Origin of the sequence: Novosphingobium sp. (assembly GCF_037133355.1) — a bacterium.
Lineage (GTDB): Bacteria > Pseudomonadota > Alphaproteobacteria > Sphingomonadales > Sphingomonadaceae > Novosphingobium.
The window spans coordinates 60,580-81,571 of the sequence record NZ_JBAXOI010000010.1 but is presented as its reverse complement, the minus strand read 5'-3'; the positions used below and the strand labels follow the sequence as shown (position 1 = coordinate 81,571).

Below are 20,992 nucleotides of genomic sequence, written 5' to 3'. Positions count from 1 at the left end.
TCAGACCACACACCAATCGCCCCGTCGGCCGTGCCAGTGCTCGGCGAGGCCCTCGCGCTCCAGCACCCCGCCAAGGCTTTCCCCGCCGCGCATGACCACGCGCAGCGCCCGGCCATAGCGATCGGTGTCGCGCCCCTCGACCGCGAGCGTGAAGGGTCCGGCATTGAGCAGGTCGGTGAGCCGCCGGGTCGCCGCTTCGGCCAGCCTTGCCTCATAAGCGCAAGAGGGGTGGCCGAGTTCGGGCGCATTGATATCGGCGATCCGGATCTTGAGGCCTTGGTACCAGAAGGTATCGCCATCGACGACGCAGGTCATCCGCGCCGGGCCTTTGCACAGGGCGAATGCGGCCACCTCGCGGTCTCTGCCCGGCGGAGCGGCGACCAGAGCGGCGCTGCCTCCCGGGAAGGCGAGCGACAGTACGATGGACAGGGCGGCAAGCGCGGCAGCAGCGAGGGGGGATGTGTGCTTCATCCCCCCGGCGTGACTGATTTTCGGGTTTTGTTCTTGCCCAAAAATTACTTATATAACAGAAACTTAGGCGCTATACGCAGGGATTTTTCGAGTGCGACACGCGCCTTCGCGGTTCCTTAACCTCACACCCCGTATTCTTGCGTAAGCGCAACTGTCCGGATCCACCCTCTCGTGTACGAACTGCTTTTCCGCAGCCGCTGGTACGCTCTCGTCTGGGCCGTGCTCATGGCGGTGAGCGCGGTGATGTTCACCACCACCGGAGCAGGCGCCTGGCTCACCGGCACAAAGCCGGATGCGCGCGCGAGCGAGGAAGCACGCGAACACCAGTTCCGGTCATGGGCCGAAGATGACAAGCGCCGGCTGGGCGAGGATCAGGGCTACGACCCTTCAAGCCCCGAAGTTGTGCGTGACGGTCTGCCGCGCCGCGAGGATGGCAACGATCCGAAGTATCGCACCGTGCCCTTCACCCCCGACCAAGCCGACGAGGACGCGGACCCCGCCACCGACCAATAGCTCAGCGCGTCGGGACAGGAACCTCGCCGCTGTAGTCATAGAAGCCGCGGCCCGACTTGCGGCCGAGCCAGCCCGCCTCGACATACTTCTGCAAGAGCGGCGCGGGGCGGTACTTCGGATCGCCCGTCGAGGCGAGGTAGATCTTCATGATCTCGAGCAAGGTATCGAGGCCAATGAAGTCCGCGAGTTCGAGCGGGCCCATCGGGTGGTTCAGCCCGAGTTTCACACCCTTGTCGATATCGACGATCGAGCCTGTGCCGCTGCCCAGAACGAACGCGGCCTCGTTGATGAAGGGCACGAAGATGCGGTTGACGATGAAGCCCGGCTCGTCCTGCGAAAGCACGATTTCCTTGCCGATATCGGCCACAAAGCCGCGCACCGCCTCGATTGTGGCGACCGAAGTGGCAAGGCCGGGGATGACCTCGACCAGCTTCATCAGCGGCACCGGGTTGAAGAAGTGGATGCCGATGAAGCGCGCTGCATCGGGCGAGGAGACCGCCATGCGGGTAATCGGGATCGATGAGGTGTTGGTGGCCATGATCGCGCCGGGCGCGAGGTGCTCGCCCGCCGCCGCGAAGATCTTGTGCTTGATGTCCTCCCGCTCGGTCGCCGCCTCGATCACGAGGTCCGCTTCACCAAGGCGCGCATAATCGCCCACCGGGGTGATGCGCGAAACGGTGGCCACGGCATCCTCGACGGGGATCTTGCCGCGCTCGGCCAGCTTCATCAGGCCCTTCTCGATCTTCGCGCGCGCGGCTTCGGCAAGGGCGAGCGAGATATCGGAGAGCAGCACGGACTTGCCGGAAGCGGCTGCGACCTGGGCGATGCCCGAACCCATCTGCCCGGCACCGATGACTGCGATTGTCTGCATGGCTTGAACCCCTGCCTGATATTGCGTTTGCGCGCTGCCTAGTGAGGTTTGGCGCGTCGGGGAAGCAGCCAAATTGAGAGTGCGGCTAGCGCGAGGCGCCCGGGACCCAGAGCGGGTCTTTCCCGGCATTGATCGCCCGGGCGAGCACGAAGAGATAGTCCGAAAGCCGGTTGAGGTAGGCCAGCGCGGCGGGGTTCACCGGTTCGGCCGCAGCGAGCGCGGTGGCGGCGCGTTCGGCGCGGCGGGCAATCGCGCGGGCAAGGTGTACGCGCGCGGCGCCTTCGCTGCCGCCGGGCAGGATGAAGCTGGTAAGCGGGGGCAGCGCGGCGTTGAGCGTGTCGATTTCCGCCTCGAGCCGATCGGGCTGGGCCGACACGACGCGCAGGACCATCTCGGAAGGCGTGAAGTCGGCGCCGCCGATGTCACCCAGCGGTGTCGCCAGATCGGCGCCGAGATCGAACAGGTCGTTCTGGATGCGGTGGAGCGCAGCGCCGCGATCAGCCTCAAGCGCGAGCGCTGCGAAGCCGATGGCGCTGTTCAGTTCGTCCACCTCGCCGATCGCTTCGAGTCGCAGATCGTGCTTGGCGCGGCGCGAGCCGTCGACAAGGCCCGTCGTGCCTTGATCGCCGGTGCGCGTGTAGATCTTGTTGAGCTTGACCACGGAAACGGAAGCGTCAGCGGCCGCCGTGGGTCAGCAGCAGGAGCACCGCCACGACCGCGACGGCAAGGCCCTGATACTTGATGCGGTTGAACATCATCTTGTTTTGCAGCAGCTGCATCTCGGTCGCGCGCGTGCTGTCGCCATCCAGCTCGGCCTTGGTGCTGTTGAGAAACGCGCCGATGCCGCGGAGCAGCGAATAGACCGTCAGTGCCATGAGCACGAGGATCACTGGGACAAGAAGCATGATCATGGCGCAAGGTCTAGGCTGTCGCTGAACGAAACGCCAGTGTCAAAGCGGGTAGCGCGCAAGGTCTCGGCCAGCGCGCGGCCATCCTCGCCGGCGCGGCGGCGATCGGCAAGCGAAGGCGCATCGCGGCGCTTGGCAAGCTTGCGTCCGTCAGGCCCCACGAGCAGGCCATGATGAAGCCAGCGCGGCTCTGGCAGCCCCAGCAACACTTGCAGCAGGCGGTGGATGTGCGTGGCGGCAAACAAGTCTGCCCCGCGCGTGACGACGGTAACACCGTCCGTGGCATCATCGAGCGTCGCGGCAAGATGATAGCTGGCCGGGGCATCGCGGCGCCAGATCACGACATCGCCGAGCATCGCCGGACGCGCGCTTTGCGGCCCGCGCCGCTCGTCGAACCAGGTGAGCGGGCCGGCCAGTTCGGACGCCTGCTCGACATCCAGCCGCCAGACCGGATCGGACGAGGACAGCGGCGGATTGCGCAAGCAGGTACCGGGATAGATCGGACCGTCCGGCCCATGGAGCGTGGCGGCGGCGGCCACTTCGGCGCGGGTGCAGCGGCAGGGATAAAGGAGGCCCATCGCGCGAAGATTGTCGGCCGCCTCGCGGTACTGGCCAATGCGGGTGGATTGCGAGGGCACTTCCTCGAAAGTAAGGCCCAGCCAGTGGAGATCGGCGCGGAATTCGTCCGCGAGTTCCGCGCGGCTGCGCGCGCCGTCGATATCCTCGATCCGCAGGAGAAAACGCCCTCCGGAGCCTGAGGCACGATCATGGGCCATGATCGCCGCATAGGCGTGGCCCAGATGCAGTGGGCCATTGGGACTGGGGGCAAAGCGGGTAATGGCAGGCGGGTTCATGCGGGCGGACCATAGCTGCCCGGCCGGAAAACAAAAACGGCTGCCTTAAAGGGTAAGGCAGCCGTTTCGTTTGGGAAGCCCGCGTTGCGGGTTGCCGCTCACCTGGGCCGGCTCAGACGAGCGTGGCGCCGAAGAACATGCTGCTGATGCCAGCAGCCAGAACGAGCGAGACGATAGCCGACGTGATATTACGCATGTTGTCCTCCTGTTTTGGGCTCTTTCAGGGGACCTCTCCCGTTCGTCGCGCGCCGGCAGGGTGGGAATTTGCAGGAGCGGTTGGAACGAGGGCGCAAATAGGCTTCCCGGCGCGCGCTGCAAGTGCGAACAAAGCAAGTGCGATTGCAAAATATGCAATCATTGAATGGTGACAGGTGATATGCTGATAAAGCTGGATTTTTCTGTATATTACCCTTTGGGGAAGTATTAATATTTCAAGCGAAAGGCATTTTCTAAACCAGATGCATGTCATGCAATCGCAATGGAAGGCTTTTTTCCCGCCTCGCTGGACAGGTGCGGCGCGCGCCATTATCGGCTTGTCATGACCTTCCAGCCTTCAGAATCGATCCTGATCGTCGACTTCGGCAGCCAGGTGACCCAACTGATCGCGCGCCGCGTGCGCGAGGCGGGGGTCTATTCCGAAATCGCCCCCTTCACTCAGGCCGAAGCGGCGTTCCACCGGATAAAGCCCAAGGGGATCATCCTCTCGGGCTCCCCCGCAAGCGTCCCCGCCGAAGGCAGTCCGCGCGCACCGCAGGTTCTGTTCGACAGCGGTCTTCCGATCCTGGGCATCTGCTATGGCCAGCAGGTGATGAGCCAGCAACTCGGCGGAACAGTCGAACCGGGCGATTCCGGTGAGTTCGGGCGGACTTTCCTGACCGTGACCGAACCCTGCGTGCTGTTCGACGGGCTCTGGGCCGTCGGTGAGCGCCACCAGGTGTGGATGAGCCACGAGGACAAGGTGACCCAGTTTGCGCCGGGCTTCCGCACCGTCGCGATGTCCGACGGGGCGCACTTCGCAGTCGTCGCCAACGACGAGAAGCGCTACTACGGTACCCAGTTCCACCCCGAGGTGGTCCACACGCCTGATGGCGGCAAGCTCATCGCCAATTTCGTGCGCCATGTCTGCGGCTGCACCGGCGATTGGACGATGGCCGAATTCCGCAAGACCAAGATCGCCGAGATCCGCGAGCAGGTGGGCGACAGCCGCGTGATCTGCGGCCTTTCGGGCGGGGTGGACAGCGCGGTGGCGGCAGTGCTGATCCACGAGGCGATCGGTGATCAGCTCACCTGCGTCTTCGTCGACCACGGCCTGATGCGGATGGGTGAGGCCGAGCAGGTCGTCAGCCTGTTCCGCGGACACTACAACATCCCGCTGGTCCACAAGGACGTCTCGGCACTGTTCCTGGGCGGCCTTGCCGGAGTCACCGACCCCGAGGCCAAGCGCAAGTTCATCGGCAAGACCTTCATCGACGTGTTCGAGGCCGAGGCCAAGCAGGTCGGCGGCGCGGACTTCCTCGCGCAGGGCACGCTCTATCCGGACGTGATCGAAAGCGTCTCGTTCACCGGCGGCCCTTCGGTGACGATCAAGAGCCACCACAACGTGGGCGGCCTGCCCGAGCGGATGAACATGAAGCTCGTCGAACCGCTGCGCGAGCTGTTCAAGGACGAAGTCCGTGCGCTCGGCCGCGAACTGGGCCTGCCCGAGGTCTTCGTCGGCCGCCACCCCTTCCCCGGCCCCGGCCTTGCCATCCGGATTCCGGGCGAAGTGACGCGCGAGAAATGCGATATCCTGCGCAAGGCCGATGCGGTCTACCTCGAGGAAATCCGCAACGCCGGGCTTTACGATGCGATCTGGCAGGCCTTCGCCGTGCTGCTGCCGGTGCGCACCGTGGGCGTGATGGGTGATTTCCGCACTTATGATGCGGTCTGCGCGCTGCGCGCCGTCACCTCGACCGACGGCATGACCGCCGACATCTATCCCTTCGACGCCGGCTTCCTGAGCCGCGTGGCGACGCGCATCGTCAACGAGGTCAAGGGCATCAACCGCGTGGTCTACGACTATACCTCGAAGCCGCCCGGCACGATCGAGTGGGAATGAACGCGGCGCGCGGCTAGCGCTGCGCCACGTTCGACGGATGGTAGCCGCCCATGGCGCGATAGAGCGCGATTTCGGCGAGCAGGCGTTCCTGCAGGCTTAGCACCTGGGCGTCCTCGGCGTTGGCAAGGAGCTGTTCGGCGTCGATCTGGGTCCACAGATCCTCCTCGCCCTCGATGTATTGCGCATGGGCCAGCCGGGCGGTGAGGCGGGCCTCGCTGGTGATCGAGGAGACGAGCGCTGCCCGCTCGCGCGCGGCGGCCATGGTCCGCTGCAGGTTCTCGACCTCGGACAGGGCAGCGAGCACGGTGGCGCGGTAGTCCTCGACCGCAGCGGCCTGTTCGGCCTCGGACACCTTGAGCCCGGCGCGGAGCCGGCCGCGGTCGAAGATCGGCGCCAGCACCGAGGCGCCGAGCGTGACCGAACGAGTCAGCGCGCCGCCGGAGAAATCGGCAAGCAGGCCCTGGGCCGAGAGGTTTAGCGCGGGATAATAAGCAGCACGCGCCGCGCGCACATCGCCTTCGCTCGCCGCGATGATTGCCTCTCTGGCATGCACATCGGGCCGAGCGGCAAGGAGGCGCGCGGGGCTTGGCGGGGCGAGATCGGGAATGGTGAAGGCGGCGATCGCGGCAGGGGCGGGCGCAAAGGCTGGCGCTTCGGCCCCGCACAGCACGGCAAGCGCGGTGCGCGTCCGGTCAAGCGCCTCGACAAGCTCGGTGCGGCTGCGCCTGAGGTTGGTGACGCGCATCGACTGCTGGCCGAGATCGACGCGCGTTGCGGCCCCCGCCTCGTAGCGCACACGCACCACGCGTTCGAGTTCGACCGCGCGGCCGATGATTTCGTCGAGAATGGCAATGCGGCGGGCAAGCGAGGCGCGCAGCACAAAGGCCTGCGCGACATTGGTCTCGACCGCCAGCGCCACGAGATCGCGCTGGATCTCGGCCGCGCGGACCCGCGCCAGCGCGGCGCGACGCGGACCGCTGATGCGGCCGAAGGGATCGAGATTCCACGAGACATCGAGGCTGGCATAACTCGAGCGGAAGTCGAAGGCCGAGCCGTCCTTTCCGAATTCACGGCTCGCCCCGCCGGAGAGTGAAACCGAAGGCAGTGCAGCCAGCCGGGCCGCACCTAGCAACGCGGTCGCGCGGTCAATCCCGGCGCTGGCGGCTGCGATATCGGGATTGTGCGCCAGCGCCTGCGCCACCAGCGCAGCGAGGTCCGGCGAGCCGAGCAGCGTGGCGATATCGGCGGGTACGGCAGGGCGACCGTCTGCCGGAGCGTCGCTCGCCAGGCTCCAGTGCGCCGCCTCGACGGGAGGCGCGCTTGCAAGGTGCGGCGCCGGGGCGCAGCCGCTCGCGCCGAGGAGCACGGCAAGCGCGGCGGCCACGGGCCCAGCCGGGACGGGAGGGAGCTTCATGCCGCAATGGTAGACACAAGCGGTTAAGATTGCCTGAGAGGGAGCGGAGCTCGCAAGGTGGGCCGACGCAATCGGTTAACGGCCAGGCGCCGGGTAACCACCGGTTTACCTTGTTTTCAGGCTTTTCCCCTAGCGGTGCTGGATTGGAAAACCCGGATTGCGCGCAGAAGCATGATACAGGAACGGCTTTTCAGGGATGAGGTCATCGAGGCCGGGCGCAATCGCCTGGCCGGGACGGTGATCGCGGCCGTTCCGCCCACGTCGCGGCTCTATACCCGACTGGTCGCCTGCGCCGCGCTCGGCTTTCTGCTGCTCCTCACCCTCGGCAGTTATGCCAGCACCGCTTCGGTGCGCGGGGTCGTGGCCTATGACGCGGGTGTGGCGCGGATCTACCCGCGCGCGCCGGCCGAAGTCGTCGCAATCCACGTGAAGGTGGGCGAGCAGGTAAAGGCCGGCCAACCCATCGCCACGCTTTCGGTCGCGCAGGGGCAAGGCGGCGTTGCGCCACAGCTTGACCAGATGGAGCGGCAGAATTCCGAACTTGGGCGGCAGATCGAACTGGGGGCTGCGCAGACCAGCTCGGCCATCGCCGCGCTTGATGTGCAGCACGGCGGCATCGCTGCGACCATCGCCTCGCTCGAACGGCAGCGGGGGCTTTCCGGCGAGCAGATGCGTATCACCCAGGCCGCCGTCGCGCGCGCCGAGCGGCTGGCGCGCGACGGCGCCGGTACGCAGCGTCAGGTCGAGGACAGCCGCTCGGCGCTCATTGCCCGCCGCGCCGAGGCCGAGGCGCTGGGCGAGCAGATCATCACCCAGCGCAACCAGCTGAAAGCCAACGAGGCCGAGCGCGCGCGGCTGCGCATCGAGGCGGAGCGCAACCAGTCGGTTCTGCTCGGTCAGCGCGCCTCGCTTTCGGAGCAGAAGGCGGCGCTGGCGCGCACCAGCCAGCTGGTGCTGACGGCCCCGGTCGACGGGCAGGTGGGCGATGTCGGGGTCGAGATCGGCCAGCTCGCCCGGCCCGAACGCCCGCTTGCCTCGATCATTCCGGCGGGCAGCGCGCAGGAAGTCTGGCTCTACGCGCCCTCGCGCGCGGTTGGCTCAGCGCGGCTCGAACAACCTGTGCGGCTGCAGTTCGATGCCTTTCCCTTCGAGAAATATGGCACCGGCACAGGCACCGTGACCGAGATCGCGGGCGTTGCAACCGATCCGGGCAATATCGATCCCGGCCTTGGCCTGACCGAGCCGGTGTTCCGGATCCGCGTGCGCATCGGTGCGGTTTCGCGCCGGCCGGACTTCACCGCCGCCAACCTGCGGCCGGGCATGACCCTGACCGGCAAGCTGCAACTGGAGCGCCGCAACCTCTGGCAGGTTTTCCTCGGACCCGTGGTCGAGGCGATGCGCTGATGGCCGAGTTCGAATGGCCCTGGTCCGGACGGCCCCAGCCGATCCTACAGTCCGAAGCGGCGGAATGCGGGCTCGCCTCGCTGGCGATGGTCGCGCGCCATCATGGCCACCGCGTCAACCTCGCCGGGCTGAGGCAGATGTTCCCCACCTCGATCAAGGGGATGACACTGCGGCAGATCATCGCGGTCGGCTCGCAGCTGGAGCTTTCGGCCCGTGCGGTACGGCTCGAAGTGGACGAGCTCGACAAGCTGCGGCTCCCCGCGATCCTCCACTGGGATCTCAACCACTTCGTGGTGCTGGAAAAGGTCGAGCGCGGCTTTGTCTCGATCCTCGACCCGGCACTCGGCCGGCGGCGCCTTTCAGCGGCGCGGATCGGCCGTCACTTCACCGGCGTGGCGCTGGAACTGACCCCGACCGCAAACTTCGTGCGGATCGAGGCGCAAGTGAAGACGCGCCTGTCCGACTTGTGGAGCCATCTCGGCAATTTCCGCTCGGCGATCCTGCAAGTGCTGCTGCTCTCGCTGCTGGTGCAGGTGGCTTCGCTGATCGTGCCGCTGTTCGTCCAGCTGGTCATCGACGAGGCGGTGAACCAGGGCGATGTGAGCCTGCTGACGCTGCTGCTGGTCGGCTTCGGCTTTGTCTATGTGCTCCAGGCGGTCGCCCGCCTTCTGCGCAGCTGGGTCACCTTGTGTCTCGGCGAATCGCTGACCTTCCAGCTCGGCGGCAATATCATCCGCCACCTCCTGCGCCTGCCGATGGGCTTTTTCGAGCGGCGGCACGTGGGCGACATCCTCTCGCGCGTCGGTTCGATCCAGCCGATCCAGGAATTGCTCACCCGGGGCTTGGTCGATGCCCTGATCGACACGTCCCTGCTGGTGGCAACGCTGGTGGTGATGGCGCTGATCAGCCTGCCGCTCGCGCTGATCGTCGTGCTGTGCACGCTGCTCTATCTCGCCGTGAGCCAGGCGGTCTATCCCGCGATCCGCGCGCGTACCGAAGAACAGCTCGTCGCCCGCGCGCAGGAAAGCAGCTATCAGATGGAAAGCCTGCGTGCGATGCGGGCGATCAAGCTCCACGGCTTCGAGGCCGAGCGCGAGGCGGGCTGGCGCAACCGCTATGCCGAAGTGATTTCCGCCACCTACCGCGCGCGCATGACCAGCCTGCAGCTGAGCTTCTTCGAAGACATCATCTTCAGCTTCTCGTTCCTCATCACAATGTACATCGGCGCGCTCGCGGTCATCGACCAGCGGCTGACGGTGGGCATGCTGCTCGCGTTCATGTCCTATCGCAGCAGCTTCACCTCCAGCGCCACCGCGCTGGTGCAGCAGTGGCAGAAGTGGCGCCTGCTGAGCGTGCACCTCGAACGCCTCTCGGACATCGTGGGCGAGAAGCGCGAGACGATCACCGCTTCGGCCGGGCGCGGCCCGACCGGCAATCCGCCCGCGATCATCGCGCGCGACCTCACCTTCGCCTATGCGGCCGACGAGGCGCCGGTGCTCGACAAGGTCAATTTAACGATCCCTGCCGGATCGATGGTGGCGATTGTCGGGCCTTCGGGCGCGGGCAAGACCACACTGCTGCGTCTGCTGCTCGGCTTGCTCACCCCGCAATCGGGCACGCTGGACATCGACGGCCATGCGCTCGGCCCCTCGAACATGGGCGACTGGCGCGAGCGGATCGGCGCGGTGATGCAGGATGATTACCTGCTGACCGGCACGCTGGGCGACAACATCTGTTTCTTCCACCCGCAACCCGATCAGGCCGCGATCGAGAATGTCGCGCGCTTCGCGCTGATCCACGACGATATCGCCAAGATGCCGATGGCCTATGCGAGTCTGGTCAGCGACATGGGCACCGCGCTCTCCTCGGGCCAGCGCCAGCGCATCCTGCTTGCCCGTGCGATGTACCGCGATCCCGATGTCCTGTTCCTGGATGAGGGCACCGCCAATCTTGACGAGACCACCGAGGCGATCCTCGCGCGTCGGATCGCGGCGACGCCGATCACGCGCGTGGCCGTCTCGCACCGGCCCGCGCTCGTCGCCGCCTCGCAGATCGTGCTCCATGTCGAGGGCGGCAAGGTAACCCAGCGCGTGCAGGATCGGCCGCCAGCCCCGATGCGCAGCGACGAGGCTGGCTGGAAGGCACGGACGACTTCATCGCCGTAACAGGCGCTGCAATCTCAGGTACTTGCGGTCAGAGCGATGTGAGCGTGCTTGAGCGGACCTTTATCTCGATCTCGACCAGGCAGTCGGTCGGCTTGGTCAGCACTTCCTCGGCAATCCGTGGATCGAAGAAATCGCGCAGCAGCGGCGGGCGCTTGGCGAGGAAATAGAACGCAGGATCCGCGAGCACTTCCTCGGTCGCGCTCAGGCGCAGCTCGTCCTTGCGGGTTACTTCCTCCACCACGCACCATGCGTGCGTCAGCCCAGCACTGCGCAGGGCATAGGCGCGGTGGTAGCCGTTCTGCAGCACGACTCGCGAGCCGCTGCGGATCGCGCTGAGGAAGTTGGAACCGAAGCCCACAGAGAGACCGAACAGGGCAGCCGCAGGCCCGGGCAGATCGAGCCCGTCAAGCCGGGGATCGCGCATCAGCACGGGATCGTGTGCCCGAAAATCGCTGGAAGGCGAGGAGAATTGGTAGCGGTTCGATGCAACACGCTGGATCTTCACCGGCGGCAGTTCGCGTTCCAGCGGCAGGCAGAAACGGAACAGCTGCGCCGGAGTCGGCTTGGCGCCAAGCCGCGCGGCAATCGCCTGCGAAAAGCCGTTCTCGACCTGAATCTGCGAGACGATCAGCTTGTCGAGTTCGACCAATTCGATAGCATAGGGCAAGTTGTCGAACGAGCTCCGGAACCATGGGTTCGCCTCGAGCTTCGCAGCCAGACCCGCAAGGCGGCGGTCAAGTGGGCGGCAGGAAATGGTATCGGCAAGACCGGCCTCGTCCTGCTCCAGCTGGTGATAGAGATCGTTGGCCTCGCGCCAGCGCGCCGTGAGCATGCGTGGATCGACCTTGTCGCCGCCGATCACCTTCTTGCGATAAAACGCGAGGTAATCCTCGAGATGCGGCTGCCCGCGCAGCCAGACCATCGACCGGGCCTCCTGCCCGGCGGTCTGGCCACCCGCCGGATCGGCCGTGAATGTGCTGGAAGCGTAGTGGCAGGTCATACGCAAAGTCCTAGCAGGCTTGTCTTACCCAATGGTGAGGCGAAGGCCGTAAAGAGAAAAGGGGCGGGAGTTTGCTCCCGCCCCCGATGCGGCACGCAGCCGAAGGTGAGCGCAAGGCTCACCAGCACTTGATGCTGTGCTTCTTCGACTTCGACTTGGCCTTGGTGTTCTTCGACTTGCTGCCGCCGCCGTGGCTGTTCTTGGCCTTCGAGCCGCCGCCGCACGGGGGAGGAGGCGGGCACTCGCAGCAGCAGTCCCAGCCGCCGGCACCATAGACCTGTTCGAGTTCGTTAATGTTGAGATCGCGCATGGGATGCTCCTTCATTGCATCGGGGTGATGCTGATGGGAGGCTGACTCCGTTTTGGACCTTTGTCAGTTGACAGACATGGTAAATATCTTAGTGATCCCTTTTTGGAACATCGTGTCACGTAACAGTAAACTTTGTGCCGACGCTGGATCTTTACGCACCATGACTGTCCCGCTACGGGCGGCCACCAATTTCCGTCAGTCAATGCGGCCGTGCATGGCCTGATCGATCAGATCGCGCACCACGAGGTTGGGAAACCTTCTCTGCGTCGTAACCGCCAGAAAAGTCTCGACAATCCCGGGCAATGCTTCGGCCTCGGCCAGTATGCCCGCACCAAGCTCATCGCGCACCGCGATCGGCGGCAGCACGGCAAGCGCAAAGCCCTCGCGCACCATGAGACGCATCATCGCCATGTCGTCCACCTCGGCAGCGATCTGCGGGCGCAGGCCCAACCGGTCGACCAGCGCATCGAAACCGCTGCGCACGCTGTTGCCCGCCGTGGGCAGAATCACCGGGTGCGCGCGCAGCAGATCGGCCACCGCGCGGGTTTCACCCAGCAAGGCCGGGGTACCGATCAGGCTGACAGGCTGCTCGGAAAGCTTGTGCGTGATGAAGGGGGTCAGCGCGTCGCTGGCCGGCGGCTGGTCTGTCAGCACCACATCGAGCGCGAGCGACTGGAGCGCCACAAGCAATTCAGCCTGGCTGCCCGAGCGCAGCACCACCTCGATATCCTTGCGCGCCAGCAGCGGGCCGACAAAGCTGATCTGGAAATTGCGCGACAGCGTGGCAAGCGCGCCGATCCGTACCGCCTGCCGCGCCGCGCCAGTTTCCTTGAGCGTGCCGAGAAGCTCATCGCCGGTCGCGAAAATCGCAGCAGCGTGATCGAGCGTGATACGGCCCGCCTCGGTCAGGTGCAGCGCGCGGCCGCGCCGTTCGAACAGCGCATGGCCAAGCCGGTCCTCCAGCTTGCGGATCTGCACCGAAAGCGCGGACTGCGAGACATTGAGCCGTTCAGCGGTGCGCGAGAGGTTTCCGTCCTGCGCCACGGCCCAGAAATAGCGCAGGTGGTTGTAGTTGAGGTCAGCCATATCGTTCACATAAAACGAACGATATTTCCTAAACAATGAATTTTTTGCTGGAGGGCGGGTGCGCTAGGAGCAGGTCAACTTCGAAAGCCCCTCCTGCGGAGCCCCGATCATGCCCCTTCACCTTCTGATCCTTGCCCCACCGGCACTGCTGTTGATCGCAGCCGCGCTTGGTTTTGCCCAGCCCAGCCGCATCGGCCGTGGCCCGCTTGCCATGATCGAGACGCTCGCCTTGCTCGCCGTGGCGCTGGCTGGGGGCACGATGGCGACGCTCGCCATCGGCGGCGTGACCACGCTTACTCTTGCAGCGGCCAGCCCTGCCCTGCCGCTCATTTCCTTCCGGCTCGATCTCATCAGCGCGGTCACGTTGCTGCTTGTCAGCTTCGTCGGCTGGATCGTGGTGCGCTATGCCCGCGTCTACCTTGATGGCGAGGCGCGCCACGGCGTGTTCATGGCCTGGCTGGCGACGACGCTGGCCATGGTGATGATGCTGGTCACTGCAGGCTCGCTGGTCCAGCTGCTCGGCGCCTGGATCGCGACCAGCCTCGCGCTGCACAAGCTGCTGCTGTTCTACCCCGAACGGGTCGCCGCCCAGCGTGCCGCGCGCAAGAAGTTCGTGACCGCCCGCGCCGGTGACGCCGCGCTCCTCGGCGCCGCGCTGCTGATGTTCAACGCCTACGGCACCGCCGACATCTCCGCGATCCTTGCCGCCGCGCATGCAGGCCTTGGCGGCTACGGGGAGATGGCAGCGGCGGGTCTCCTCGCGATTGCAGCCCTCCTCAAGTCGGCGCAGTTCCCGCTTCACGGCTGGCTCACCGAAGTGATGGAAGCACCGACCCCGGTCTCCGCGCTGCTCCATGCCGGCGTGATCAATGCGGGCGGGTTCCTCCTCATCCGCTTCGCCGATGTCATGCTGCTCGCGCCCGGTGTGCTCGCGGTCCTTGTCATGATCGGCGGCTTCACCGCGCTGTTCGGCGGTCTCGTCATGCTCACCCAGCCCGCAGTGAAGACCTCGCTGGCCTGGTCCACGGTCGGCCAGATGGGCTTCATGATCATGCAGTGCGGCCTCGCCCTGTTCCCGCTCGCGCTGCTCCACATCGTGCTGCACTCGCTCTACAAGGCGCATGCCTTCCTTGCCTCGGGCGGCGCGGTCGAGCAGATCGCGGCGGCGCGGCGGCCTGGGCCGGTGGCGATCCCCCGTCCTGCCGCGGTTGGCCGGGCCTTCCTTGCGGCGCTTGCGATATACGGCGCGATGACCCTGGTGTTCGACCTGGCGCCGGGCTTCCATCACAAGTCGCCGCAGGCCGTCGCGCTGGGCGCCATCCTGATCTTTGGTGTCGCCTACCTTTTCGCCCAGGGCCTTGCCGACAGCGCACCGCGCGCACTCACCCGGCGAATGGCAGTCTATGCCTTCGCAGCTTCCATCGGCTACTTCACACTGCACGGCCTCGCGCTCTGGCTCACCGCCGGAACGCTGCCCGCCACGCCTGCGCCGGGCCCGCTCGAATGGACACTGATGGTGCTCGCGGTGCTGAGCTTCGGCCTGGTCGCGGTGGCGCAGTCGATGTTCCCGCTCTGGGCCTATCACCCGGCGGCAGCGGGCCTGCGCGTCCACCTTTCCAACGGCCTCTACGCCAACGCCCTGTTCGACCGGCTTCTCGGCGGCTGGACCCTCAAGCGGTCCGCCTGACCCCTCCTCTATCTCCCGAAGGATCACTCCAATGCTCATGATCCCCACCGACAACAGCCAGACACTCGTCCAGCTCAAGGTCGCTGCCGACAGCGCTGCGCGCGCCATTCCCCCGGTCTGGCCGCTGGCCTCGAGCGTCGCGGTCAATCCGTACCTCGGCCAGGCCGGGCTGACACTTGCCGAAACCGCCGCGCTCATGGCCCGCGTCGCTGGAAAGCCTGTCACCATGCCGCGCAGCTGGTTCCGCGAGAAGCTGGCGAGCGGTGCCATGACCGAGGCCGACCTTGCCGCTGCGCTCGTCGCCTCGCCCCATCCCGGCAAACCGGCCTCGCTCGCCGCGCTGCTGGCCGCGCTGGCGCACGATCCGGCGCCGGCGCGGGCAGTGCCAACGGCCGCCGATCTGGCCGCCGAGGCTTCGGGAATCGACTGGCCCGCAATCTTTGCGGAACGCTTTGGCGCCTGGGCGGGCGGCTATTTCGACAAGGGCCAGGCACTCTGGACCGCCCCGCACGGCAAGGGCGCCTATGCGGCGTGGCAGGCGGTTGCGACCCATGACCTGACGCCGGAAATCGCTGGCCTCACCGGCTTCGGCGCATTCGTTGCCGATGCCCCCGAACGCGCTGTCGAGGCGCTGGCCAGCGCGGTCGCCGCACTGCAGTTGCCGCCCGCCGCGCTCGAGACCTACTTCCACAGCCTGCTCGTCACGCTGGGCGGCTGGGCTCACGTCGCGCGCTACGAACTGTGGCAGGCCGAGCTTGCCGGGCGCAGCGACCAGACCCTGACCGATTTCCTCACCATCCGCCTGCTGTGGGAGCAGGCGCTGCTCGAACGCTATGGCGCCCGGATCAGCACCGCCTGGCAGGCAGCCATGGCCGCGCACGAAACGCCGGTCTTGCCGGACGATGATCAGGTGATCGACTCGATCCTGCAGGAAGCGGCCGAACGCGCCGGTCAGGCGGCGCTTTCCCAGACGCTGACTGCGCCCAATCCGACCGCCGAGCGCATGGCTCCGGTTCTGCAGGCCGCGTTCTGCATCGACGTGCGCTCGGAAGTCTTCCGCCGCGCGCTCGAATCGCTCGATCGGCGCATTCAGACGTTGGGCTTTGCCGGCTTCTTCGGCCTAACCGCCTCGCACCAGCGGTTCGCCTCCGATGTTGCGGAGCACCGCCTGCCGGTGCTGCTCAACGCGGGCCTTACCAGCCGCACCGGCGGCGAGGGCGCCACCCATACCCGCCACACCGCACGCGCCGCGCGGGCCTGGGGCCGCTTCAAGCTGGCTGCGGTCTCCTCCTTCGCCTTCGTCGAGGCGGCGGGTCCGATCTACATCGGGAAGCTTTTGAAGGACGCGCTGGGTCTCAAGGCCAATCCGGTGCCGCGCGATCCCAAGCCCTTTGCCGATCCCGCGCCCGATGCGGCGACGCGCATCGACATGGCCGCCTCGATCCTGGGCGCGATGTCGCTCACCAGCGATTTCGCGCCGCTGGTCCTGCTCGTCGGCCACGGCGCCAATGTGGTCAACAACCCGCACGCCAGCGCGCTCCACTGCGGCGCCTGCGGGGGCTATTCGGGCGAGGTCAACGCGCGGCTGCTGGCGGGCCTGCTCAACGATAGCGAGGTGCGCGCGGGGCTGCTCGACCGGGGCATCGTGATCCCTTCAGGCACGCTCTTCATCGCCGCTCTGCACGACACCACGACCGACACCGTATCGCTCTACACCGAGGACCAGCCGACGGACGCGCACCGCAATGCCATCACGCAGGCCGAGAGCTGGCTCGCCGCCGCAGCCGTTCTCACCCGCAGCGAGCGCGCCCTGCGCCTGCCGCGCGCGAGCGGCGATGCCAGCGTGATCAAGCGCAGCCGCGACTGGTCGGAAACTCGCGCCGAATGGGCGCTTGCAGGGTGCAAGGCGTTTGTCGCAGCGCCGCGCATGCGCACCGCCGGACGCAACCTCGAAGGCCGCGCTTTTCTCCACGACTACGTCTGGCGGCGCGACGAAGGCTTCGGCGTGCTCGAACTGATCATGACCGCGCCGGTCGTGGTCGCGAGCTGGATCAGCTTGCAGTACTTTGGGTCGAGCGTGGCGCCCGAGCAGTTCGGCGGCGGCAACAAGCTGCTGCACAACGTGGTCGGCGGGATCGGCGTGATCGAGGGCAACGGCGGCCCGCTGCGCGCTGGTCTGCCCTGGCAGTCGGTGCACGACGGACACGGGCTGATGCACGAACCGCTGCGGCTCTCGGTCTGCATCGAAGCCCCGCGCGAGGCGATGAGCGCGGTGCTGGAAAAGCACCCGGGCGTGCGCGCGCTGTTCGACAACCGCTGGCTGCACCTCTTCGCACTCGACGATGAGGGGCGGATGGCCTGGCGCTATGCCGGCAATCTGGGGTGGGAAGCCCTGGTCGAGGCGGTCGAGACAGCAACGGCGGATATGGAGATCTGAAATGGCGCCTGTGCCGCCGCTTTACGACGGCGCGCGCGCGGTGCTCGCGACAATGCACGGCAAGGAGCGGGCGATCGCCCCCCTTGCCGCGCGGTTTCTCGGCCTCACGGTCGAGGTGCCCAAGGGGCTTGATACCGACACCTTCGGCACCTTCAGCCGCGAGGTCGCGCGTTCCGGCACCCCGCTGGAAGCAGCGCGGGCCAAGATCTCGGCGGCATTCGACCTTGCGCCAGATGCGCAGGTCGGCCTTGCGAGCGAGGGGAGCTTCGGCCCGCACCCGCAAGTGCCGTTCTGCGCATTCGGCCGCGAACTGGTGGTCCTCATCGACCGGGCGGGCGGGCTGGAGCTGGTGGGCCATCATGGGACGATGGACACCAACTTCGCGCATCAGGCGGTGATGGACCGGGAGGCAGGCCTTGCTTTTGCCGCCAAAGCGGGTTTTCCCGAGCACGGTGTGATCGTTATGGGCATGGCAGATGGCGCACCCGCACCGAACCTTGCCCTGTTCAAGACCATCGCCGCACCGGCGGATCTTGCCGCCGCGCTGGATGCGGCTATCGCGCGCACCGGAGCGGCCCACATCGAAACCGACATGCGCGCCCACCGCAATCCGCGCCGCATGCGCGCGATCAAACGAGCGATGATCGACCTTGTACGCCGCGCCCGCAGCCGCTGCCCGGAGTGCGGGCGGCACGGCTTTGCGGTGACCGAGCGTCTGACTGGCCTGCCCTGCAGATGGTGCGCCGCGCCTACCTTTCTGACGCGGGCGGATATCCTGCAATGTGCAGGCTGCGGCCACCGCGAGGAACGCGCGATGGCCGCAGCCTTGGCCGACCCGATGTACTGCGAGGAATGCAATCCCTGAAGGCATTGCGCCTCGCGGTGCGGCATCGGGCGGCGATCAGAACGAAAAGCCGAGGCCGATCCCGCCGCGAAGCTGGTTGGCATTGCCCTCGCGCGACACCACCGGGCTGTCCTTGGCGCTGCCCGTCAGGCGCTTGTAGCCCGCAAAGCCGATCACCGACCACTTCGGGGTGAGCTGGTAGCTGGTAGTCAGGGTCAGGCCGATGTCCTTTACTCCGCTCTTTGCGGTGAACCGGGCAAGGCCGCTGGCCGCCGAACCGCTTGCGGAGACAGTGTAGTAGCGGCGCATGTAGTCACCGCTGGCGTAGGTTGCCGAGACATCGGCGATCACGCGCACTTTGCTGCCGATCGGGGCGATATAGCTGGCGCTCGCGGTGCCGAGCCAGCCCTTGTGGGCGTTGCTCACATCCTGCACGCCCTGGAGAGCAAAACGGACGCGGTCGTCGCCGCCGACAGGCAGCGAGGCTGCGGCGAAGGCGCCGATCTCGTAGGCATCCTTGATCGGCCCCAGGGCGGCAACGGCGCTCGAGCGAACCTTGCTGTCGCGCTTGAACGTGAGCGTGGCGACGGGTCCGAACTCGAATGTCTCGCTTTCGAGCACATTGGCGCTGAGCCGCAGTCCATCGAGCGCAATGTAGCGCTTGCCGACCATGACCCGGCCACCCGCGAGCGGGATGACGCGTTGGTTATCAGCGCCTTCGTAATCGGGCACCGTGCCAATACCTGCGATGATCGTGCCGTGCGCTTCTTCGGCGCGGGCGGTGGTGGCGGCTGTCATCAACGTCAGCGTGGTGGTGAGAGCAAGCGTCATTGCAGTCATGTGCTGGAGAGTATTCATGGGGTGGTCCTATCCTGTGTGATGGGCGCAAGGGGTGGGCCCTCCCGGCGCGCCCGTCCGGGAAGGAAAGCTGTCGGCAAAAGCAGTGGGATCAGGGGGCGGTGCGGCCTTTGATCAGCCCGGCCCCGGTGGCGATCAGCCAGGCCGTGAGACCGGCAAATGCGGCAATGGTGAAAGCGGAGAACAGCGAGCCGTCAGCGCCCAGTGCAAGGGCAAGCCCTTCGTGCGCGCCCAAGGCCATGATCAGCGCGGTCGCAAAGCCCAGCCATGCGGTACGGCGTGCATCTTCCCGCCACTGGAGCGTGGCGACCAGGCCGACGAACAAGGCAGTAAGCAGCTGGCCGATGTGTTCACCAATAGCGACGCCTCCATAGGCATTAAGGAGTGCGAAGGCCGTCTCGTCGGCTTGGCGCATGGCGAACGGCGTTGCCGGATCGGCATGGCTGCGCGCCAGCGCGGGCACCACGAAGACCCAGCGCCACAATCCGATGGCCTGCGCCAGCCCCGCCAGCGCGCCGCTCATGGCGGCGCCGATGGCGACGGCGGGCGATGTGCGCAGGCGCGCCGGGGTGATCGCCAGCGCGATGGCCAGCGGCACGAGTGCCAGCGCGGCCAGCGCGAAGCCATGCCAGGCGAGGATCACGCTGCTGCCAAGGGCGGCGAACCGGTCGAGTGCCTCGGCTGCGGGGCGGCGCAGGATTGCCGGGTAGTCATAGAGCGACGCGAGTACGGCGTAGGGAATGTTGAAACCGAGCGCGAGCGCGATTGCGGCGCTGCCAAGCAGCTGTCGCGCGCGCTTCACCACGCAGCGCTCGGCACGAGGGAACGGCGCGATGCCTTGAGGCGCGCGAACCAGGCGAGCACCGCGATCGCAGCCTTCTGCACGGCGCGCGGCAGGCCATCGGCGGTCAAATCGACATTGCTCAGTATCAGGGCGAGATCTCGCAGGTCCTTGGGATTGCCGTCGCCGTCGGTCTGCCCGCGCGCCGCCAGATCATAGAGCGCGCGCAGGAAGGCTTCGAGTTCGATCCCCGGATTGGCGGTCGAGACGAACCAGGCTTCGCTGGCAGCGCGATTGCGGAAGCCGTGGACGGTACCGGGGGGAAGGTCGATCCCCTCGCCTGCAGTGAGGGTGCGATCGGCCTTCGCGCCGAGGGTGAAGGTCATTTCACCGTGCTCGACGAGGAAAGTCTCATACACCGCTTCGTGGACATGGGCGGGGCTGCCCTTGGCATGGGGTGCGAGGCGGCAGCGGAAGATGAGCATGTCGCCCTCCCCCATCATCGGCGACTGGATGAAGCTTATCCGGTCCCCGGTGACGGGGTTTTCAATGTGGCGACTGAGCGAGTTTGCGGTCATGACGATCACCTTGTCTCTAGTTGGTGACATACGCAAGAACTTAATCACCACCCGGTGACAAAATGATCGGGCGGTGCTAGACAGCCGCCATGACAGGCAAGGACACCCCCAAAGACGTCAGGTCCCGGAACCGCGGCCAGACCGAGACGGCCATCCTCGAAGGCGCGAAAGCCCTGCTGAGCGAGGAAGGGTTTCAAGCGCTCGGCGTGAATGCCGTCGCGCGGCGCGCTGGCTGCGACAAGCAATTGATCTATCGCTATTTTGGCGGCCTGGACGGGCTGGTCGAAGCGATCGGTGGTGATCTCGCCTCGTGGCTGCAAGACGGTGTCCCGCCCGTAGCGCAGCCTGCTACTTATGCCGAACTGATGGAGTGCATGGCGCTGGCGTTTCTGGATGCGCTGCGCGCCAATCCGCTGGTGCAGAAGATCGCGGCCTGGGAACTGTCCGAGCCTTCGCCGCTGGTTGTCAAACTCGCCGAGGCGCGTGCGGGCAGTCTGGCGCGCTGGATCGGCGCGATTCGCGGCGACCTTCTGCCGCCTGCCAATGTCGATGCGCCCGCAATCAACGCGGTGGTCATCGCCGCGATCCAGCACCTCGTGCTTTCGGGCGCCACGACCGGCATGTTTGCCGGTGTGGCGCTGCGCGAAGAAGCGGACTGGGACCGGGTGCGCAAGGTGATCGCGCGGATGGTGCGCAGCGCCTATGCGTGAGGC

The 20,992-nt window shown here is 66.5% G+C and carries 20 protein-coding genes; 8 read left to right on the top strand and 12 right to left on the bottom strand.

Features of this window, described 5'->3' with window-relative positions:
* The gene (locus WCL10_RS11720; protein WP_336895828.1) at positions 1-471 is read right to left on the bottom strand and encodes a thermonuclease family protein; all 471 of its coding nucleotides are present in this window, start codon (positions 469-471) and stop codon (positions 1-3) included.
* Positions 472-642: 171 nt separating this feature from the next.
* Here WCL10_RS11720 and WCL10_RS11715 point away from each other — a divergent pair, with 171 nt between their 5' ends.
* Entirely contained in the window at positions 643-984 is a 342-nt protein-coding gene (locus tag WCL10_RS11715) for a hypothetical protein (RefSeq protein WP_336895827.1), read from the top strand.
* Between the two features lies 1 nt (position 985).
* On the opposite strand, the gene WCL10_RS11710 is transcribed toward WCL10_RS11715, so the two are convergent.
* The 4 genes from WCL10_RS11710 to gluQRS all read right to left on the bottom strand — a co-directional run bounded on the left by WCL10_RS11710 (position 986) and on the right by gluQRS (position 3,617).
* A complete protein-coding gene (locus tag WCL10_RS11710; RefSeq protein ID WP_336895826.1) occupies positions 986-1,855 on the bottom strand; it encodes a 3-hydroxyacyl-CoA dehydrogenase NAD-binding domain-containing protein in 870 nt (289 codons plus the stop codon).
* Between the two features lie 85 nt (positions 1,856-1,940).
* Positions 1,941-2,516, bottom strand: a complete 576-nt coding sequence (locus WCL10_RS11705) for a cob(I)yrinic acid a,c-diamide adenosyltransferase (RefSeq protein ID WP_336895825.1) — start codon at positions 2,514-2,516, stop codon at positions 1,941-1,943.
* 13 nt (positions 2,517-2,529) lie between these two features.
* On the bottom strand, positions 2,530-2,766 hold the full coding sequence (locus WCL10_RS11700) for a hypothetical protein (protein WP_336895824.1): 237 nt from the start codon (positions 2,764-2,766) through the stop codon (positions 2,530-2,532).
* Positions 2,763-3,617, bottom strand: coding sequence for a tRNA glutamyl-Q(34) synthetase GluQRS (gene gluQRS / locus WCL10_RS11695; RefSeq protein WP_336895823.1), 855 nt, complete (start codon positions 3,615-3,617; stop codon positions 2,763-2,765). Before gluQRS ends, WCL10_RS11700 begins: the two co-directional genes overlap by 4 nt.
* 538 nt (positions 3,618-4,155) lie before the next feature.
* Between gluQRS and guaA the strand changes: the two genes are divergently transcribed.
* On the top strand, positions 4,156-5,715 hold the full coding sequence (gene guaA / locus WCL10_RS11690) for a glutamine-hydrolyzing GMP synthase (protein ID WP_336895822.1): 1,560 nt from the start codon (positions 4,156-4,158) through the stop codon (positions 5,713-5,715).
* Between the two features lie 13 nt (positions 5,716-5,728).
* Here the strand turns inward: guaA and WCL10_RS11685 are convergent, their stop codons facing one another.
* Positions 5,729-7,129 (bottom strand): TolC family protein, encoded by a 1,401-nt coding sequence (locus WCL10_RS11685; protein WP_336895821.1) that lies wholly within the window; start codon positions 7,127-7,129, stop codon positions 5,729-5,731.
* 171 nt (positions 7,130-7,300) lie between these two features.
* On the opposite strand from WCL10_RS11685, the gene WCL10_RS11680 reads away from it, so the two are divergent.
* Positions 7,301-8,533 carry an HlyD family efflux transporter periplasmic adaptor subunit gene (locus WCL10_RS11680; RefSeq protein WP_336895820.1) on the top strand — a complete coding sequence of 411 codons (1,233 nt, stop codon included), beginning with the start codon at positions 7,301-7,303 and terminating at the stop codon, positions 8,531-8,533.
* Positions 8,533-10,698, top strand: coding sequence for a peptidase domain-containing ABC transporter (locus WCL10_RS11675; RefSeq protein ID WP_336895819.1), 2,166 nt, complete (start codon positions 8,533-8,535; stop codon positions 10,696-10,698). The genes WCL10_RS11680 and WCL10_RS11675 overlap by 1 nt, the downstream gene beginning before the upstream one ends.
* A 28-nt stretch (positions 10,699-10,726) precedes the next feature.
* Here the strand turns inward: WCL10_RS11675 and WCL10_RS11670 are convergent, their stop codons facing one another.
* From WCL10_RS11670 to WCL10_RS11660, 3 genes are all read right to left on the bottom strand, one after another.
* A complete protein-coding gene (locus WCL10_RS11670; RefSeq protein ID WP_336895818.1) occupies positions 10,727-11,698 on the bottom strand; it encodes a hypothetical protein in 972 nt (323 codons plus the stop codon).
* Positions 11,699-11,816: 118 nt separating this feature from the next.
* Positions 11,817-12,008, bottom strand: a complete 192-nt coding sequence (locus WCL10_RS11665; RefSeq protein WP_336895817.1) for a hypothetical protein — start codon at positions 12,006-12,008, stop codon at positions 11,817-11,819.
* Between the two features lie 195 nt (positions 12,009-12,203).
* Positions 12,204-13,094, bottom strand: a complete 891-nt coding sequence (locus WCL10_RS11660; protein WP_336895816.1) for a LysR family transcriptional regulator — start codon at positions 13,092-13,094, stop codon at positions 12,204-12,206.
* Positions 13,095-13,203: 109 nt separating this feature from the next.
* On the opposite strand from WCL10_RS11660, the gene WCL10_RS11655 reads away from it, so the two are divergent.
* Genes WCL10_RS11655 through WCL10_RS11645 form a run of 3 tightly spaced genes read left to right on the top strand, consistent with a single transcriptional unit; the run spans position 13,204 to position 18,083 of the window.
* A complete protein-coding gene (locus tag WCL10_RS11655; protein WP_336895815.1) occupies positions 13,204-14,781 on the top strand; it encodes a proton-conducting transporter membrane subunit in 1,578 nt (525 codons plus the stop codon).
* Positions 14,782-14,812: 31 nt separating this feature from the next.
* Complete coding sequence (locus tag WCL10_RS11650) at positions 14,813-17,218, top strand: DUF2309 domain-containing protein (protein ID WP_336895814.1); 2,406 nt, start codon at positions 14,813-14,815, stop codon at positions 17,216-17,218.
* Between the two features lies 1 nt (position 17,219).
* On the top strand, positions 17,220-18,083 hold the full coding sequence (locus tag WCL10_RS11645) for a DUF6671 family protein (protein ID WP_336895813.1): 864 nt from the start codon (positions 17,220-17,222) through the stop codon (positions 18,081-18,083).
* Positions 18,084-18,119: 36 nt separating this feature from the next.
* Here WCL10_RS11645 and WCL10_RS11640 read toward each other — a convergent pair whose 3' ends face one another.
* The 3 genes from WCL10_RS11640 to WCL10_RS11630 all read right to left on the bottom strand — a co-directional run bounded on the left by WCL10_RS11640 (position 18,120) and on the right by WCL10_RS11630 (position 20,279).
* Positions 18,120-18,920, bottom strand: a complete 801-nt coding sequence (locus WCL10_RS11640; RefSeq protein WP_336895812.1) for a MipA/OmpV family protein — start codon at positions 18,918-18,920, stop codon at positions 18,120-18,122.
* 91 nt (positions 18,921-19,011) lie between these two features.
* A complete protein-coding gene (locus WCL10_RS11635) occupies positions 19,012-19,722 on the bottom strand; it encodes a DUF4386 family protein (protein ID WP_336895811.1) in 711 nt (236 codons plus the stop codon).
* Positions 19,719-20,279: a cupin domain-containing protein gene (locus WCL10_RS11630; RefSeq protein ID WP_336895810.1), complete on the bottom strand. Its 561-nt coding sequence runs from the start codon at positions 20,277-20,279 to the stop codon at positions 19,719-19,721. Before WCL10_RS11630 ends, WCL10_RS11635 begins: the two co-directional genes overlap by 4 nt.
* A gap of 89 nt (positions 20,280-20,368) precedes the next feature.
* On the opposite strand from WCL10_RS11630, the gene WCL10_RS11625 reads away from it, so the two are divergent.
* The gene (locus tag WCL10_RS11625) at positions 20,369-20,989 is read left to right on the top strand and encodes a TetR/AcrR family transcriptional regulator (protein WP_336895809.1); all 621 of its coding nucleotides are present in this window, start codon (positions 20,369-20,371) and stop codon (positions 20,987-20,989) included.
* Positions 20,990-20,992: the final 3 nt, after the last annotated feature.